The organism is Rhizobium sp. CG4 (genome assembly GCF_023701965.1).
Lineage (GTDB): Bacteria > Pseudomonadota > Alphaproteobacteria > Rhizobiales > Rhizobiaceae > Agrobacterium.
In genome coordinates this window covers 820,832-837,439 of record NZ_JABAEG010000001.1, presented here as the reverse complement: position 1 = coordinate 837,439, position 16,608 = coordinate 820,832, and the positions used below count along the sequence as shown (strand labels likewise).

Here is a 16,608-nt window from a genome sequence, read left to right as displayed (position 1 = left end):
TGCATGTTAAACTTTCCGTAGAAAGTCTTATGCGCTTATACCCAGCCTTGCAATTCCCGACGCACAACTGTTTCCAGAACGCGCATGCCATCCTCGCTGTCATTGAGACATGGGATATGTGTGAAATGTTCGCCGCCATTATGCAGGAATATCTCCCCCGCTTCACCGGCAATTTCTTCCAGTGTTTCCAGACAATCGGAAACGAAGCCGGGGTTCATGACCGCGATGCGCTTGACGCCTTCCTGCGCCAGTTTTTCAACCGTTTTGTCGGTGTAAGGCTGCAACCATTCCTCCGGTCCGAAACGCGACTGGAATGTCAGAAGGAAGCGGTTTTTGTCCATGCCCAGTTTTTCACGCAGTAAACGTGCCGTTTTTGCGCAATGACAATGGTAGGGATCGCCTTTTTTGAAGTAGGACTGCGGAATGCCGTGGAACGAGGCAATTATCTTTTCTGGCTCCCAATCCAGCTTGGCAAGATGTGACTTCACCGAGTTGGCAAGCGCTTCAATGTAGGCGTCGTCATCATGATAGGGAGGAACGGTGCGAACGGCAGGCTGCCAGCGCAGTTTCATCAGATGTTCGAATGCCTTGTCGTTAACCGTTGCCGTCGTGGAAGCGGCATATTGCGGGTAAAGCGGGAAAATCAGCAGCTTTTCGCAACCCTTGGCCTTTAGCGCGTCAATGCGCTCGGCAATGGATGGCTGGCCATAACGCATGCCCCAGTCGACAACCACATTTGGCAGGTCGGTGAGGATCTTGCCAAGCAGATCAGACTGGTTGCGGGTATAGGTGCGCAGATAGCTTTCGTTTAGGTCCTTGTTCCAGATTTCTTCGTAAGCCTTGCCAACCTTCTGCGGGCGCTTGTTGAGCACGATGCCGTAGAGAATGGGGTACCAGTACAGGCGCGACCATTCGATGACGCGCTTGTCCGAAAGAAACTCTGCGAGATAACGGCGCATGGACCAGTAATCGGTTCCATCCGGAGTTCCGAGATTGACGAGAAGTACGCCGACCTTGCCGAAGGAAATAGGAGGGTGATCTGCCGGAATGACTGAAGTGCTGGCTACCATACATAAATTCCTGAACATCAATAGGTTGTGTGCAATACGTTCGTATTGCTGCAACGGTTCACTCTTCTAGCGGAAAATGGTTCACCGTGAACATCTTCCGGAATTGCTTTTCGCCTCCCATAAAAGGGCAGGTGGCGGTTATTGATATGACATATGTCAAATAATACCGGTTTTTCATATATTTATAGAGCTGTAAAAAACAAAAGCCGGCCCATGAAGGGCCGGCTGTGTCATATGCGGCAAATTGTCTTCTCTGCTTAGTTCTTGGCTGGCAGTTCCAGCTCGGCGCCAACCTCGATGTGGTTTGGACGCTTCAGCGCATTGGCTTCGGCAATCTTTGTCCACAGGGTGCCGTCACCGTATTTTTCAACGGCGATCTTCCAAAGCGAGTCGCCCTTGGTGACGACATACTTGGCAAGGTTTTCAGCGGTTGCTGCCGGTGCAGTTGCCGCTGGTGCTGCAGGGGCCGGAGCCGCAGGTGCTGTCGCAGCTGGAGCAGGGGCAGCCGGTGCGGCAGCAGTTGCAGGAGCAGCTTCCTTGGCAGGAGCAACATAGTCAGCCGGGGTTACGTCGGTGATACGGCCGTCTGTTGCAGGCTTGTACGGGTTGTTTGCCGTCAGGTAGGCTGCAACGGAATCTTCAAGGCTTGGCCCGAAGTCGTAAGGGTTGATCGCCTTGCTTGCGAATACCTTGTAGCCGTCACCGCCCGAACGCATGTAGTTGTTTGAGACGACGCCATAAACCTTGTCATTATCCAGCGGTACGAAGGCATCGCCTTCCTTGACCTCGATGGAAACCACACGGCTGCCGGGTGCCTTGGACCGGTCGAAGGAGTATTTCAGACCGGCAACCTGTGCGAAGCGGCCTGCACCTTCTTCGATCTGGCCTGCACCGTTTTCAAGTGCTTCCTTGATGTCGGAGCCCTTGAGCTGAAAGGTGGCCACCGAATTCTGGAATGGCAGAACCGTCAGCACTTCGCCCATGGTGATGGTGCCAGAGTCGATGGAGGCACGCAGACCACCGCCGTTCTGGATGGCAATCGAGATGCCCTGATCCTTCACGCGGTCGAGCAGCGCATCGGACACCAGGTTCCCCATGGTGCATTCCTTGGCGCGGCAAACTTCACGCGAGCCATCGATGCTTTCCGTGGTCGAGCCGATTTCCTTTTTCTTCAGCTCTTCAAGCGGCTGTGCCAGTTCCGAAACGCGGGTCACGTAGCCGGCATCAGGGGTAACTGATGCATCGAGCAGCTTTGGTGCGCCTTCCCACGACTTGACGACGCCGTTGTCATCGAAAGTTACCTTGAGGTCGCCAAGATACTTGGAATAGGCATAAGCCGTGACGATTGGAACTTCGACGCCCGATGGGTTCTTGACCAGTGTTGGATAAGGACCGGCGGCCTTGTCATCCGTGCTGGACAGAAGTGTGTGGCTGTGGCCGCCAACGATAACGTCGATGCCATCAACTTCCTTGGCGATTTCCTGATCCTTGACGTAACCGACATGCGACAGAAGCACGATCTTGTTGACGCCCTGATCCTGAATTTCCTTTACCGCACCCTTGAGGTAGGAAATTTCGTCGGCAAACAGAATCTTGTCGCCTGGCGAAGAGGTTTCGTCCGTGTCTGTGGCCAGAACTGAAACAACAGCAACTTTCTCGCCGCCCATTTCCTTGATGACGTAACCCTTGAACTTGTCCTTCAGGATGGAGCTGTCACCCGCCATGGTGTTGCCAGAGATGATCGGGAATTTCAGGGCGTCGATAAATTTCAGCAGTTCTTCAGGGCCATCATCGAATTCGTGATTACCGATGGCCATGGCGTCAAAACCGATGCCATTCATGAATTCGGCAACTGGGCCACTTTTATATTGTGTGTAAAACAGCGAGCCCTGGAACTGGTCACCAGCATCGAGAACGAGCGTGTTGGCGTTGCCGAGTTCGCCACGGCGAGCGTCAATGGCACTTTTTACGCGGGCAATGCCGCCAAAGCATTCATTCTTGGCTGCTTCACTTTCAGAGCAAGTCGAATCGAATTTATTGATCGCTTCGATGCGTGAATGCAGGTCATTGATATGGAGGATGTTGAGTTCGTAATCGGCAAAGGCGGCGCTTGTCGACAGCGTAACAACCGATGCGGCCAGCAAGCCGAGTTTGGTAAGTCTGTGCATTTTTCTCTCCTGTATCAATACGATATAAACGGCCACCGCATTTTGCAGAGGCCGCTAATGTCTCATGAGCTGTTCACCCGAAGCAGATGTTTCCATTTGGCCGCACGAACTGCAAGCTAAATTGTGACACAGCTTTTCCTTGCGAACACACTTCTCATGCGCGCACTCTTTAAACCGTAAATATAACAGGAATGAATCAGCCCTGACGGGACAGAGAAAACTGATTGTTGCTATCCGTGGTGCAGTTCAGCTGAGACTGAGAAACCATCGCGCAATTAACCTTCGACTGGGTGTTACGCAGCAGCGAGGTCATGTTGATTTCGATGAGGGTCGGTGAAATCATGCTGTAGTTGCCCGAGGCCAGCAGCGTATTGCTGTCGGTCGAATGGGTGGAGAATGTTCCGTTCTGGAACGTCGACACAATACCGTTGCGATCCACCCACCGGCCATCAACAGCAGGTCTCTGTGGTGCGGCCGGAGCCATCGAACGCGGGGGCGGTGCGGAAACGCACGATGCCAATGTTATGGAAACCAGGCCCAGAGCAATGCCGGTCTTGATCTTCATGCGTAAACTCCCTGCGATTCGATATTTATAGTGTGAAAACATGCCGTGAAGAATGGTGCGTTGCAAGGATGCATTGGTTTCAATCACGTCAAACAACAATAGATTTCAGATATGCGTTGCACAAAAACTCATATCTTCGCAGATACGCAGCCGGTAAATGCGCAGCGCGCGAAATCGTTGCGTCGTTTCTTGCATCCTAAATCAGCTGTGCAGGAATAAGGCCATACACCGAATTGCCGACGAAAATACGTCGTCCCTGCAGATCGTCCAGCGTGAGCGCCTGACCACGTGCCCTCCGTTCTCTTATCAAATCGGCGCGCAACACGCCGGGTAGAATGCCACTGTCCAGCGGTGGGGTCAGCAATTGGCCCTCGCTATCTTCGACAAACAGGCTGGTGGAGGAGCCTTCGCATGCCTCACCGCGTTCATTCAGCAGCAAGACCTCGTCTGCTTCAGAAATCGGGAATTCGGCGCGCGCGGTGTCATAAGGCTCACGGCGGGATGACTTGTGACGATAAAACGTGTCGCTGGAGTCCAGCCGTGCTTTGTTGGCAACTTTCAATTTCCAGACGGTACCTTCAGGCAGAACCTGCAGGTCTGAGGTGGTGATGTCCAATTGTCCCTTGTAGTTCATCACAAGGCTGACCCTGAGGGCTGCCTCTCCGGCAACGCTTTTTTCCAACGTTTTCTGGGCATCGACTGGCTGGCGGAAACCAAGCGCATCGGCTGACCGTGCCAGGCGGCGAAGATGCTGCTCCAGACGCTGAAAGCCGGTTTGTGGCTCCCATCGCAGGGTTTCCATCAAGGTCAGATCGACTGGTTTGCGTTTCATCGCTGTTTCATCCGCTTGCCAAAACGTGTTCATCCCCGCTGGCGCGGGGACGAATTTTCTTACGCATTCAGGACTATGAAGCTTGCCCGAAATTTAAGGATTTTCGTCTTTGTCGAGAACTTCCAGTTCATCGATCAATTCTTCGATCATCGACAGGCCCTTGCTCCAGAAGGATGGATCGGTCGCATCAAGACCGAAAGGCTTCAAAAGCTCTGAATGGTGTTTGGTACCGCCAGCCTTGAGCAGCGCGAAATATTTGTCCTGAAAACCCTCATCCGCATTGCGGTAGACCGCATAGAGCGAGTTCACGAGGCAATCGCCGAAGGCATAAGCGTAGACATAGAAAGGCGAATGGATGAAGTGTGGGATATAGGCCCACCAGCTTTCATAGCCTGCCGAAATGCGAATGGCCGGGCCAAGGCTTTCTGCCTGCACCGACAGCCACAATTCGCCGATCTGCTCTGAGGTCAGTTCGCCGTCTTTTCTGGCGGTGTGAACCTTACGCTCAAATTCGTAAAAGGCGATCTGGCGCACGACGGTGTTGATCATGTCTTCCACCTTACGCGCCAGCATGGCCTTGCGCTCGCGCTTGTCGGTGGTGTTTTTCAACAGGGTGCGGAAAGTCAGCATTTCGCCAAAGACGGATGCCGTTTCCGCCAGCGTCAGCGGTGTGGAGCACATCAGTGCGCCCTGTTCGCCGGCCAGTACCTGATGCACGCCGTGACCAAGCTCGTGGGCAAGGGTCATGACGTCGCGTGGTTTTCCTAGATAGTTGACCAAGACATAAGGGTGGGCAGAAGGAACTGTCGGATGGGCAAACGCACCCGGTGCCTTGCCGGGGCGGGCAGGCGCATCGATCCATTGTTCATCGAAGAAACGGGCGGCGATTGTTGCCATTTCCGGCGCAAAGTCGCCGTAAGCGGTCAAAACCGTGTCCTTTGCTTCATTCCACGAAATCAGCGTGTTGGAGGTGTCAGGCAGGGGCGCATTGCGATCCCAATATTCCATCTGTTCCATGCCAAGCCACTTGGCTTTCATGGCGTAATAACGATGGGACAGACGGGGATAAGCCTGCTGAACAGCGGCGGCCAGTGCGTCAACCACTTCGCGCTCGACGCGGTTGGCCAAGTGGCGGCTGTCGGCAATATCGTCAAACTTGCGCCAGCGGTCGGAGATGTCCTTATCCTTGGCCAGCGTATTGGTGATCAGCGTAAAGATACGGATGTTCTTGGAGAATGTGCTGCTCAGCGCCTTGGCGGCCTTGGCGCGGGTTTCTGCTTCCGGGTCCTGTAAAAGGTTGAGCGTGGCTTCCAACGGCAGTTCTGCGCCGTCAATGTCGAAGCGCAGTTCGGCCATGGTCTCGTCGAACAGGCGATTGAAGGCTGCAGCGCTGGTCATCGACTTTTCAAGAAACAGCTGCTCCAGCTTGTCATCCAGCTGGTGCGGCTTGTCCTTGCGCAGATCCACCAGCCATGGGCGGTAGTGACCGGCAACCGTGTCATTCTGCATGGCGCTTTCAAGCGTTGCGTCATCAAGCCGGTTCAGCTCCAGCGTAAAGAACAGCAAATGTGCCGAGATATCGGTGAGCTTGGATTGTGTGTCGCCATACAGCTTGCCATTGGCCGGGTTTGCCGTGTCGGCAAAATAGGTGAGACCGGCAAAAGAGCCAATCTTGCCGAGCAGATCATCCAGCGCTTCATATTCTCGCAGCGCCTGACCAATCCCTTCGTTGCCGGTCTTGGCTGCTGCCTGTGCTAGCTTGCCTTTCCATTTTTCTTCAAAGGCCTTGGCATCTGCTGCTGATTTTTCGATATCCTGCTTCAGTGCAGCAGAATCTGCCGAAGGATAAAGATCAGACAATTTCCAGACAGGAAGTTCTCCAAGGGCTGGATCGAATGCCTGCCCACCTGCAACCGAAGTCGAGAACGTGCGGTGTTTGCCTTGCATCGGAAATGTCATTTTCTGTCCTCATCAGCTGTGCATCTCACAAAAATTCGCCTCTTGTTTCTCCCGGCAATCGATAAAATGCAAGCAATTCTCAAAACTGGATGTTCAAGCCTTTTGTGCAAGTGTGACGTCAAAGGGTCTGCATGAAGTGGGTCCATAAACCGGAAACCGGGAGCCCAAGATGATCGCGCAAATTCTCGTTATCGATGACGATCCAGTTCAGCGCCGCCTGCTCAAAAACGCGGTTGAACGTTATGGCCATGCCGCCATGATCGCCGAAAACGGCAGAGCCGGTCTCGAACTGCTTAAGCAGCATAGCGGCGAAATCAGCGTTGTTGTGCTTGATCTCATGATGCCGGAAATGGACGGGCTTTCCTTCCTCAAGGCGATCAGCGAACAGGGTATCGATGTGCCAGTGGTCGTTCAGACCGGGCAGGGAGGCATTGATACCGTCGTTCAGGCCATGCGCGCAGGTGCGTTTGATTTTGTGGTGAAGCCGGTTTCACCCGAACGTATTGGCGCGGCCATTGCCAATGCCCTGAAGCTTGATCAGCGTGAAGCAAAAGCCCGAACAGGCCGTCGCAGCCGTCATCACGCGGTTGGTTTTAACGATATCGTATCGGCAAGCCCTGCCATGTTGCGGGTTGTCGAACTGGCGCAGCGCGCAGCGCAGTCCAATATTCCTGTGGTGCTGGAAGGTGAATCCGGCGTCGGCAAGGAAATGGTGGCGCGTGCCATCCAGTCGGCCGGTGATCGCGCTGGCAAACCATTCATTACCGTCAACTGCGGTGCTATTCCGCAAAATTTGGTTGAGAGCATTCTGTTCGGTCACGAAAAGGGTGCCTTTACTGGCGCGACCGAAAAACATGTCGGCAAGTTCATGGAAGCCGACGGTGGCACGCTGTTTCTCGACGAGATTGGCGACCTGCCGCTTGAAGTGCAGGTCAAGCTGCTGCGCGCCGTGCAGCAGGGAGAAATTGAGACCGTCGGTTCCGCAAAGGTACAGAAGGTCAATGTTCGCCTGATTTCGGCAACCAACAAGAACCTTATTGAAGAGGTGAAAGAAGGTCGTTTCCGCGAGGACCTCTATTACCGCCTCAATGTGTTCCCCATTACCATTCCAGCATTGCGTCGTCGCAAGGAAGATATTCCATATCTGGCGCGCGTGTTCGCAGAGCGTTTTTCGGCTGAACAGAAACTGCCACATGCCATGGGCGTTAACGCCAGTGCGCTTGCATTGCTGACGGCTTACGACTGGCCGGGTAATATTCGCCAGCTTGAAAATGCGATTTTCCGCGCTGTTGTTCTGGCGCAGGGCGATGAATTGACGGAAGACGATTTCCCGCAAATCGCACTGCAGATGCCGGAATTTGCATCATCCGATGAGTTGCATGACCTTAGCCATCGTATCAGCGACCGCATGTTGCTGAGCACGCCGGCGCCGGAACCACGCCCGATGTCGCGCACGCCTGATATCCTTTCTGTCATGGAGGCTTTTTCCGCCGAAGACAGCCAATCCTCCCCTGTTTTTTCAGGTGGCAACCTCATTTCCAGCGTTGATGACAATGGAAATGTGCGCAAATTGGCCGACATTGAGGAAGAATTGATCCGCTTTGCCTTAAGATTTTATCGTGGTCAGATGAGTCAAGTTGCCAGAAAACTGGGGATTGGACGTTCCACGCTTTATCGCAAACTGAAGGATTATGGCATCGATCCGGACGATCCACTCAACGAAGCTGCTTAAAAACCAATGACTTCTTGCGTTAACCGTCAGGCAAGGATATTCCCTTACCATCTGTAAACCTCTTATTAGCGTAATATTCACTATAAAGAGGAAGGTTGTATATGTGTGGTAAATTTGCCATCGTGTCACCGTAATTTACGTTCATCTGAGACACTATGGTGGGTTGTCTATCAGACGGGGATCGAATTGCCAGATTTGAAGCGGAATATAGCGCGCTCGGGCAAAAGCGTGTGTGACAGGCTCAAGCATGTGGGAGAGAAGCTTTCCGGGCGTGGTATCGCCCTGGTTATGGCTGCTCTGATGTCATTGCCTGCATTGTCCTTGTCTGCTGCTCCGGCGGCAGCCGAGACCCGTAGCCTCAAGCTGTATTACATCCATACGAAAGAGAAGGCGGTTATCACCTTCAAGCGTAATGGAAAGTATGATCAGAAGGGTCTTCAGGAGCTTAATCGCTTCCTCCGCGACTGGCGTCGTAACCAGCCAACCAAGATGGATCCGAGACTTTTTGACCTTGTTTGGGAAGTCTATCAGCGCAGTGGCGCGACTGAATATATCAATGTTGTGTCCGCGTTCCGCTCGCCAGAGACCAATGGCATGTTGCGGTCGCGCACCAAGGGTGTTGCAAAGAACAGCCAGCACACGCTTGGCAAGGCCATGGACTTTTATATTCCTGGCGTAAAACTTTCCCGTCTTCGTGAAGTCGCCATGCAGATGCAGATCGGCGGCGTGGGCTTCTATCCAACCTCCGGTTCTCCTTTCGTGCATCTTGATGTCGGCAGCGTTCGCGCTTGGCCACGCATGAGCCGTCAGGACCTCGTGCGCATTTTCCCGAAGGGCAATACTATTCACCTGCCTGCCGATGGTAAGCCATTGCCGGGTTATGATCAGGCATTGGCCGACTACAAGCGTCGTGTCAGCTCGTCGTCCGTTCAGGTGGCAAGCACTGCCGGTGCAGGCCCGACATCATCCTCCGGTGGCAAGAAGAGAACCCTGTTGTCTGCGCTGTTTGGCGGAGGTGGCGACGAGGATGAAGATGCAGAAAGCATTGCAGCACCAGCACCTGAAGAGCGTCCTGCTCCTGTGGTGCGGGCGCAGCAGCCTGTTGCTGTAGCAAGCGCAGAACCGCCTCCGGGCGTTAATATCGATGCTCCGCTTCCGCTTTCGCGTCCTTCGCTGAACACCCAGCAGGCCAATACCGGTCTGGCAACGGCGCTGTATTCTCCGACGCGTAATGCGGCGCAAGAAGCTTTGCAGGCCGCACTTCCAGCAACGCCAACGCCTGCGAACCCACAGTTTGCAGATCTGGGCGACTACAAAATCCCGGTTCCGACCCTGCTCGGACCGCGCGGTATGCGTGGCGATGCTGAAAATGGTGTGATGACAGCTGCTGTTGATCCGCAGGCGTCTGGCGAACCCAATATCATGGCGCCAATTCCATCTCACCGTCCTGCAAGTGTCGAATCGCTGATTGCCGTGGCTGATGCAGATACTGAAGCACAGGCAGACGAGGCCGAGCAGAAAGAAGCTGTTCTTTCGCCTATCGTAGTTGCTGCGCTTGAGCGTAGTGGTCAGAGTGCACGCGATAGCATACAGTCTGCGTCCGCACCGGTTCCGGCCACGCCTGCTGCGAAAGATAATGTTGCTGACTTGATCCACAACCAGAAGCCAGCTCAGCAAAAGCAGCAGGTTGCTTCGATTGCTCCAGCTGCTGCCGTGCAGGCGACCAAGCCAACTGCTGCGCAGTTTGGTGATGCTTTCGATGTGAAGGGCACGGCCGATAATGGTCTGCGCGCTGGATTGCCTGCCAAGGGTGGCCGTCCAAGCAAGCAGGAAGCTGCGATCTCCGAGCAGGCGATGACCGGTGGTGGTCGCTTGACCCAGGACCTGATTTCCGGCTGGGCGCTCAACAAGACCAAGGGTGAGGCTCCGCGTAACGTGAAGGCTCCACGTGTTGTCAGCAACCGTATTCTGAACAACGAGATGACAGCTTCGAACGCCTCTTCCGGTTTCAAGCAGGGTGCCGCAGCAATCGACTCCAGCCGCTTCAGCACACCAACCAGAATGCCGTAACGCATAAAGCCATTCATTAAAAAAGCCCGCTGATCGTGTCAGCGGGCTTTTTTGTTGTCTGGTTGATTGGGCTTTTTAAAACAGGCGGCATACTCGATAGATTAGGAGTATGCCGCAACTGTTGTGTTAGACGCCGCTCTGGCCGTCGGAGCCGATGTAGGCGATACGGACCATGTTGGTTGCGCCAGGCGTGCCAAGCGGTACACCTGCGGAGATGATAATACGGTCGCCCGGATTACCGAAGCCTTCCGACACAACGATCCGGCAGGCGCGGTTGACCATGTCATCCAGATTGTCTGCGTCGCCAGTGACCACGCAGTGCAGACCCCAGACAACCGACAGACGGCGCGCCGTCTGAATGACCGGAGACAGGGCGATGATCGGAACCTGTGGACGTTCACGGGCCGCACGCAAGCCGGTCGTGCCTGAGGACGTGTAGGTAACGATAGCCGACAGTTTCAGTGTTTCAGCGATCTGGCGGGCAGCAAGAGAAATTGCGTCGGCACCGGTTGCTTCCGGCTGGGCGCGCTGAGCATAGATGATACCGGAATAATGCGGGTCGAGTTCAACCGTGCTCGCAATCGATGCCATGGTAGAAACCGCTTCAACAGGATAGTCGCCAGAGGCTGATTCTGCCGAAAGCATGATGGCATCGGCGCCTTCGAACACGGCTGTTGCCACGTCGGACACTTCCGCACGAGTCGGAACCGGCGCGGTGATCATCGATTCCAGCATCTGTGTTGCCACAACAACCGGCTTGCCGGCGCGGCGACATGCGCGAATGAGCTGCTTTTGCAGGCCAGGCACAGTTTCTAGCGGCATTTCAACGCCAAGGTCACCACGGGCAACCATCAGAGCGTCAGACAGCTCGATGATTTCTTCGATTCGCTCGATAGCCTGCGGCTTTTCGATCTTCGACATCAGGCCAACGCGACCACGGGCAATCTTGCGAACTTCTGCAAGGTCTTCCGGGCGCTGCACGAAGGACAGGGCAACCCAGTCAATTTCATTGGTTGCCAGAACCGCATCAAGGTCCACACGGTCCTTGTCGGTCAACACGCCAACGCCGAGCAGTGTGTCGGGAAGGCTGATGCCCTTGCGGTCAGAAATCTTGGTGCCAGCGACAACCGTGGCAACGATGCTCTTGCCATCGCACTTTTCAGCGCGCAGGTGCAACTTGCCATCATCGATCAGCAGGCGGTCGCCTGGCTTCACGGCTTCGAGGATTTCAGGATGCGGCAGGAAAACGCGGTTCTTGTCGCCCGGCTCCTCGTTGCTATCCAGTGTAAAGGTCTGTCCCGGTACGAGATCAACCTTGGTATCGGCAAATTTGCCGACGCGCAGTTTTGGTCCCTGCAAATCTGCGAGAATGCCAATCGGGCGGCCATTACGGCTTTCGACCGAGCGAATGCGCGCCACGAGCGTACGCATGAGTTCATGGCTTGCATGGCTCATGTTAATGCGGAAGAGGTCTGCGCCAGCAAGGTGCAGCTTTTCGATCATGGCTTCTTCGCCGGAAGCCGGACCAAGTGTTGCAAGAATTTTGACTTTGCGGTTACGCCTCATCAGTGCTGACTTTCCTGTGTGCCGGGCGTATCCGAAAGCTGGACCATCCAGCTTCCTTGGCGCCCCGTATCATATTCCTTGAAACCCATGCGCTGGAAACTGCGAGCGTAGCAATCGTCGATGCCTGCAATCTTGAACTCGTTTTCAGCCACGCACATGTTGACATCGCCAGTCCAGCGACCACCGCGTGCAGCATCTTCCGCATAAAGATAATAATATCGTGATTGCAACTCGCCCTCGATCAACGTGGCGCATGTAGAGGCCGGAACCTGCCACCATCCTTCGCTGACCCAACCCGCTTCGGCGCGATATCCGATAGCCACGCCAACGAGGTTCTGTGTGCTGTTGCAAACACGGAAATCTGCTTTTGCAGGCGCTGCGAACAGGAACGGAGCGACCAGAAGGGCGCCAATGGCAGGTGTTGCGGCGCTGAGCCGGGCAGGTACTCGAAGGAGAGAGGAGATGGTTTTGCGCATGGCTTCCCTCCGGTTTCCATAGTTATTCATGATACACTTTCTTGGCGCGACGGGCGGCGAATGTCAACGCAAGTCTAATCGATTATATTCGGTGTGTGTCTGCATTCTGATGGCTGTTGAGAGCTGGCACTCCCGTTTGGCTTGCGCTGTTGGGCCAGCCATGTCATCAAACGCGCTCCCACGAATGCTTTCAAGAAATTGACGATGCAAGACTTCCCCGCATTTGAAATCCTAGATGGTGATTATGACAAAGGCATGGTTCTGATAGCGGACCATGCCATGAACACTGTTCCTCTACAGTATAATCAGCTTGGCTTACCAGAGAGTGCATTTTCACGACATATTGCTTTTGACATTGGTATTGAGGGCTTGACCCGGTCCCTGTCAAAGAAGCTGGGCGTGCCTGCGGTCATGAGCCGCTTTTCCCGCCTGCTGATTGATCCCAATCGTGGTGAGGACGATCCGACGCTGATCATGAAAATTTCCGATGGCGCGATCATTCCCGGCAACCACCCGATTTCAAATGAAGAGTGGAACCGGCGTATCGAGACCTACCACCGTCCGTACCACAATGCTGTCGACAAGGTTCTCGGTCAGGTAAAACAGGCGACTGGCAAGGCGCCGCTGGTGTTTTCGCTGCATTCCTACACGCCGTTCTGGAAACAGACGCCGCGCCCATGGCATGCTGCGGTGTTGTGGGACACGGATTATCGAGCGGTTCACCCACTTCTGGACGCGCTGCGTTTGCCCGGCGATATTCTGGTTGGCGACAACGAACCCTATGATGGTGCGCTTAAAGGCGACTGCATGTATCAGCACTGCATGAGCAAGGGTCTTGCGCATGCGCTGTTGGAGGTGCGGCAGGATCTGATCGCCGATGAGGCGGGAATTACCTCATGGTCTGACAGGCTTGCTCCTATTTTTGCCGCAATGAACAGCGATCCGGCGTTGCACGAATACCAGCTATTCCAATCCCGGACCGGACCTTATGCCTGAAAAGGGGAGTGACGTTTTGACGACACCGGACGACAGACAGCAGATTGAATTTGAAGCGGCCGCTTTCCGCAGGCTCGTTCAGCATCTGCGTGAAAGAACCGATGTGCAAAACATCGATATGATGAACCTGGCCGGGTTCTGCCGTAACTGCCTGTCAAACTGGTACCGCGATGCGGCAACAGATGCCGGTGTCGAGATCAGCAAGGACGAGGCCAGGGAAATCGTCTACGGCATGCCTTACGAGGACTGGAAAAACCAGCACCAGCATGAGGCGTCAGATGCGCAAAAATCAGCATTTGAAATAAATAAGCCAAAGGAATGAAGGTTCGCGCTGTCGAACAGGCTTGACGCGGGCGTTTCCAGTCGGCAGTTCACAGCGGGAAAAAATTGGTGCCATGTTCTGGACGTCGTTCCGTTGACATGTGCCGGATGAAACATGCCCGATCGGGCTCAAGAACAGACAAGATGAAGGAATTCACGATGGATGAGACCAGCACAACAGAAACCGTAGCCGCTGCCGAGTTGCGCCAGTTCATCGAGCGTATCGAGCGCCTTGAAGAAGAAAAAGCGGCTATCCAGGGCGACATCAAGGACGTGATGGGCGAAGCCAAGGGCCGTGGTTACGACACCAAGGCCATCCGCACCATTATCCGCCTTCGCAAGAAGGACGCCAATGAGCGTCTGGAAGAAGAATCCATTCTGCAGACCTACATGGCTGCCCTTGGCATGGAATAAGAGTCCTTCAACGGGCAATAAAAAACTGGCCGTCTCCTGCGAGACGGCCAGTTCTTCTTACACTTCAGCTTCCTGTCGCTCATTGGCGCCGCGGAAGCATATTTTTAATGACGTGTATCTTTTTTGAGTTTTTGCAATTCATCCTTCAGGCGAAGTTTGCGTCGCTTTAGTTCCGAAATCTCATGGTCATTCGATGACGGGGAAGCAAGAATACTTTCGAGCTCGTCCTCAAGAGCTCCGTGTTTCTTTTCGAGCGATGCGATATGAGCCTGTATGGTCATGCTGCACGTCCTTCCTTCTTTTGTGACCTACTTCCAGCACTCCACTGCTGGAGTTTCAGGTTTACGAAACTAATGTGACACGGATTGTTAGGATTGTCGAAGGCGAAATCAGGGCAACATCTGGGCAATTTGGTCGCAATGGATAACTTCCCGTTACCGGCATTTGGTGGTAGAGGCAGGTCAGCGAATGTCAGAACACCGGCAAAGCCGGGATCATAGAGTGGGGATGCAGAAATGCCCGATCAGTCACAGGCAGATATCAGATTGGCATTGGCGCGATTGCGGCAGGAACATGAAGATTACGACGTCGCCATCAATGCGATGATCCAGACCAATTGCGATGCCTTGCGTGTTCAGCGGATGAAGAAGAAAAAACTGGTGGTTAAGGATCAGATGAGTCAGATCGAAGACCAGATCATTCCCGACATTATTGCCTGACAGGGAGCCGGTAAGCATGACGACAGAAACGCCGCCAGTCGCAATCATTATGGGCAGCCAGTCGGATTGGGAGACCATGAAGAACGCTGCCGACACACTGGATGCCCTGGATATTGAATATGAGGCGCGAATTATCTCTGCGCATCGCACGCCTGAACGGCTGTTCAATTTTGCAACAGGCGCACGTGATGAAGGCTTCAAGATAATTATTGCAGGTGCCGGTGGTGCTGCACATTTGCCGGGCATGGCCGCTGCAATGACCTCTTTGCCGGTTTTTGGCGTTCCGGTGCAGTCCAAAACCATGTCGGGACAGGACAGCCTTTATTCGATCGTTCAGATGCCCGCTGGCATTCCTGTCGGCACACTGGCTATCGGCAAGGCCGGCGCAGTCAACGCTGCGCTGCTGGCAGCTGCGGTTCTGGCGCTGTCTGACGAAGATCTTGCAGACCGGCTGGATGCATGGCGTGCCCGCCAGACCGCCTCGGTTGCTGAGTACCCGATGGATAATCCTCAATGAATATTTTGACCATCGGCATTATTGGCGGTGGCCAGCTTGGCCGTATGCTGGCCATGGCTGCTGCCCGTTTGAACTTTAAAACCATTGTTCTTGAACCACAGGCCGATTGTCCGGCGGCGCAGGTTTGCAACCGCCAGATCGTAGCGGCGTATGATGATGCCGCAGCGCTGGCGGAACTCGCTTCGCTTTGCGATATCGTCACCTATGAATTCGAAAACGTGCCGGTCGGTGCCGCTGAAGAGCTGGCGCGGACGGTTGCGGTTTACCCGCCGCCGAAGGCACTCAGCGTTTCGCAGGATCGTCTGGTCGAAAAAACATTCATCAATGGCTGTGGAATCAGAACCGCTGATTTTCGCGCTGTTGATAGCCAGTCTGAACTGGAGAAGGCGCTTTCCGAATTTTCCGGCAAGGGCGTGTTGAAGACCCGCCGGTTTGGTTACGATGGCAAGGGACAGAAGCTGTTCCGTGGCGAAAGTGCTGACGGCGCGTTTGATGCGTTGGGTGGTGGTGCACTGATTCTCGAAAGCCTTGTGAATTTCGAGCGTGAGATTTCCGTCATTGCAGCCCGTTTCCAGGATGGTTCGGTGGTTTGTTACGACCCTGCCGAAAATGTCCATCTGAACGGCATCTTGCACACCTCGACTGTACCGGCCTCCATTTCCGAATCGACCGCCAGTCAAGCGGTTGATGCTGCGGGCAAAATTCTTGACGCTCTGGACTATGTCGGCATTATCGGCATCGAGTTCTTTGTGTTGCCCGACGGCTCGCTCGTAGCCAATGAGATTGCGCCACGTGTCCACAATACCGGCCACTGGACGGAAGCTGCCTGTGCAGTTTCGCAATTTGAGCAGCATATTCGCGCCATAAGCGCGCTGCCTGCTGCTGATTCCCGACGTCATTCCGACTGCGTTATGACCAATCTGATTGGTGATGATGTGGATTCCGTGCCGCAATGGCTCGGCAAAAGTGATTGCGTCTTGCACCTTTATGGCAAGTCGGAAGCCCGTGCAGGCCGCAAGATGGGGCATGTTACGGAACTGAAAGGTGCTGTAAAACAACGCTCCTGAACTGGAAACACGGCTTTGCGTGTTGACAGGGCGGGGGCGACAGGGTATTTGCCTGCCAACCGAAAAGAGCGCGCCTCGTTGCGCGTTTTTGATTGTTAGATACCACGCGAGACAGAATGTCTCGCAGAACTGCGGA

15 protein-coding genes and 2 pseudogenes are annotated in these 16,608 nt (G+C 54.4%); 9 read left to right on the top strand and 8 right to left on the bottom strand.

Annotated features, from left to right (window positions below; all coding sequences use genetic code 11):
- Positions 1-35: 35 nt before the first annotated feature.
- From hemH to HGO37_RS03995, 5 genes are all read right to left on the bottom strand, one after another.
- Positions 36-1,070 (bottom strand): ferrochelatase, encoded by a 1,035-nt coding sequence (hemH, locus tag HGO37_RS04015; RefSeq protein ID WP_250982213.1) that lies wholly within the window; start codon positions 1,068-1,070, stop codon positions 36-38.
- A 257-nt stretch (positions 1,071-1,327) separates the two neighbouring features.
- On the bottom strand, positions 1,328-3,238 hold the full coding sequence (locus tag HGO37_RS04010; RefSeq protein WP_250982212.1) for a 5'-nucleotidase C-terminal domain-containing protein: 1,911 nt from the start codon (positions 3,236-3,238) through the stop codon (positions 1,328-1,330).
- A gap of 196 nt (positions 3,239-3,434) precedes the next feature.
- Positions 3,435-3,803 (bottom strand): outer membrane lipoprotein Omp10, encoded by a 369-nt coding sequence (gene omp10 / locus HGO37_RS04005; RefSeq protein ID WP_250982211.1) that lies wholly within the window; start codon positions 3,801-3,803, stop codon positions 3,435-3,437.
- A 196-nt stretch (positions 3,804-3,999) separates the two neighbouring features.
- Positions 4,000-4,635 (bottom strand): aminotransferase class IV family protein, encoded by a 636-nt coding sequence (locus HGO37_RS04000; RefSeq protein WP_250982210.1) that lies wholly within the window; start codon positions 4,633-4,635, stop codon positions 4,000-4,002.
- Positions 4,636-4,728: 93 nt separating this feature from the next.
- Complete coding sequence (locus HGO37_RS03995; protein ID WP_250982411.1) at positions 4,729-6,582, bottom strand: M3 family oligoendopeptidase; 1,854 nt, start codon at positions 6,580-6,582, stop codon at positions 4,729-4,731.
- Between the two features lie 181 nt (positions 6,583-6,763).
- Between HGO37_RS03995 and HGO37_RS03990 the strand changes: the two are divergent.
- The 3 genes and pseudogenes from HGO37_RS03990 to HGO37_RS03985 all read left to right on the top strand — a co-directional run.
- Positions 6,764-7,952, top strand: a pseudogene (locus HGO37_RS03990) (sigma-54-dependent transcriptional regulator); the annotation flags it as partial.
- A 170-nt stretch (positions 7,953-8,122) separates the two neighbouring features.
- Positions 8,123-8,326: pseudogene (locus HGO37_RS26615) on the top strand (helix-turn-helix domain-containing protein); the annotation flags it as partial.
- Between the two features lie 288 nt (positions 8,327-8,614).
- The gene (locus HGO37_RS03985) at positions 8,615-10,396 is read left to right on the top strand and encodes a peptidoglycan L,D-endopeptidase MepK (protein ID WP_250982410.1); all 1,782 of its coding nucleotides are present in this window, start codon (positions 8,615-8,617) and stop codon (positions 10,394-10,396) included.
- Between the two features lie 126 nt (positions 10,397-10,522).
- Here HGO37_RS03985 and pyk read toward each other — a convergent pair whose 3' ends face one another.
- The gene (pyk, locus tag HGO37_RS03980) at positions 10,523-11,962 is read right to left on the bottom strand and encodes a pyruvate kinase (RefSeq protein WP_192488106.1); all 1,440 of its coding nucleotides are present in this window, start codon (positions 11,960-11,962) and stop codon (positions 10,523-10,525) included.
- Positions 11,962-12,438 (bottom strand): DUF1036 domain-containing protein, encoded by a 477-nt coding sequence (locus HGO37_RS03975; protein ID WP_246787748.1) that lies wholly within the window; start codon positions 12,436-12,438, stop codon positions 11,962-11,964. The genes pyk and HGO37_RS03975 overlap by 1 nt, the downstream gene beginning before the upstream one ends.
- Before the next feature lie 204 nt (positions 12,439-12,642).
- On the opposite strand from HGO37_RS03975, the gene HGO37_RS03970 reads away from it, so the two are divergent.
- The 3 genes from HGO37_RS03970 to HGO37_RS03960 all read left to right on the top strand — a co-directional run bounded on the left by HGO37_RS03970 (position 12,643) and on the right by HGO37_RS03960 (position 14,169).
- Positions 12,643-13,434, top strand: coding sequence for an N-formylglutamate amidohydrolase (locus HGO37_RS03970; RefSeq protein ID WP_250982208.1), 792 nt, complete (start codon positions 12,643-12,645; stop codon positions 13,432-13,434).
- A gap of 16 nt (positions 13,435-13,450) precedes the next feature.
- Complete coding sequence (locus HGO37_RS03965; RefSeq protein WP_192488108.1) at positions 13,451-13,756, top strand: DUF1244 domain-containing protein; 306 nt, start codon at positions 13,451-13,453, stop codon at positions 13,754-13,756.
- 158 nt (positions 13,757-13,914) lie between these two features.
- Entirely contained in the window at positions 13,915-14,169 is a 255-nt protein-coding gene (locus HGO37_RS03960; protein WP_192488109.1) for a DUF2312 domain-containing protein, read from the top strand.
- A 104-nt stretch (positions 14,170-14,273) separates the two neighbouring features.
- Here HGO37_RS03960 and HGO37_RS03955 read toward each other — a convergent pair whose 3' ends face one another.
- Entirely contained in the window at positions 14,274-14,450 is a 177-nt protein-coding gene (locus HGO37_RS03955; RefSeq protein WP_192488110.1) for a YdcH family protein, read from the bottom strand.
- A 234-nt stretch (positions 14,451-14,684) separates the two neighbouring features.
- On the opposite strand from HGO37_RS03955, the gene HGO37_RS03950 reads away from it, so the two are divergent.
- From HGO37_RS03950 to HGO37_RS03940, 3 genes are read left to right on the top strand one after another with little or no spacing between them, the layout of a single operon-like run.
- Complete coding sequence (locus HGO37_RS03950) at positions 14,685-14,888, top strand: YdcH family protein (RefSeq protein ID WP_192488111.1); 204 nt, start codon at positions 14,685-14,687, stop codon at positions 14,886-14,888.
- Positions 14,889-14,904: 16 nt separating this feature from the next.
- Positions 14,905-15,405 carry a 5-(carboxyamino)imidazole ribonucleotide mutase gene (purE, locus tag HGO37_RS03945; protein WP_250982207.1) on the top strand — a complete coding sequence of 167 codons (501 nt, stop codon included), beginning with the start codon at positions 14,905-14,907 and terminating at the stop codon, positions 15,403-15,405.
- A complete protein-coding gene (locus HGO37_RS03940) occupies positions 15,402-16,472 on the top strand; it encodes a 5-(carboxyamino)imidazole ribonucleotide synthase (RefSeq protein ID WP_250982206.1) in 1,071 nt (356 codons plus the stop codon). The genes purE and HGO37_RS03940 overlap by 4 nt, the downstream gene beginning before the upstream one ends.
- Positions 16,473-16,608 lie beyond the last annotated feature (136 nt).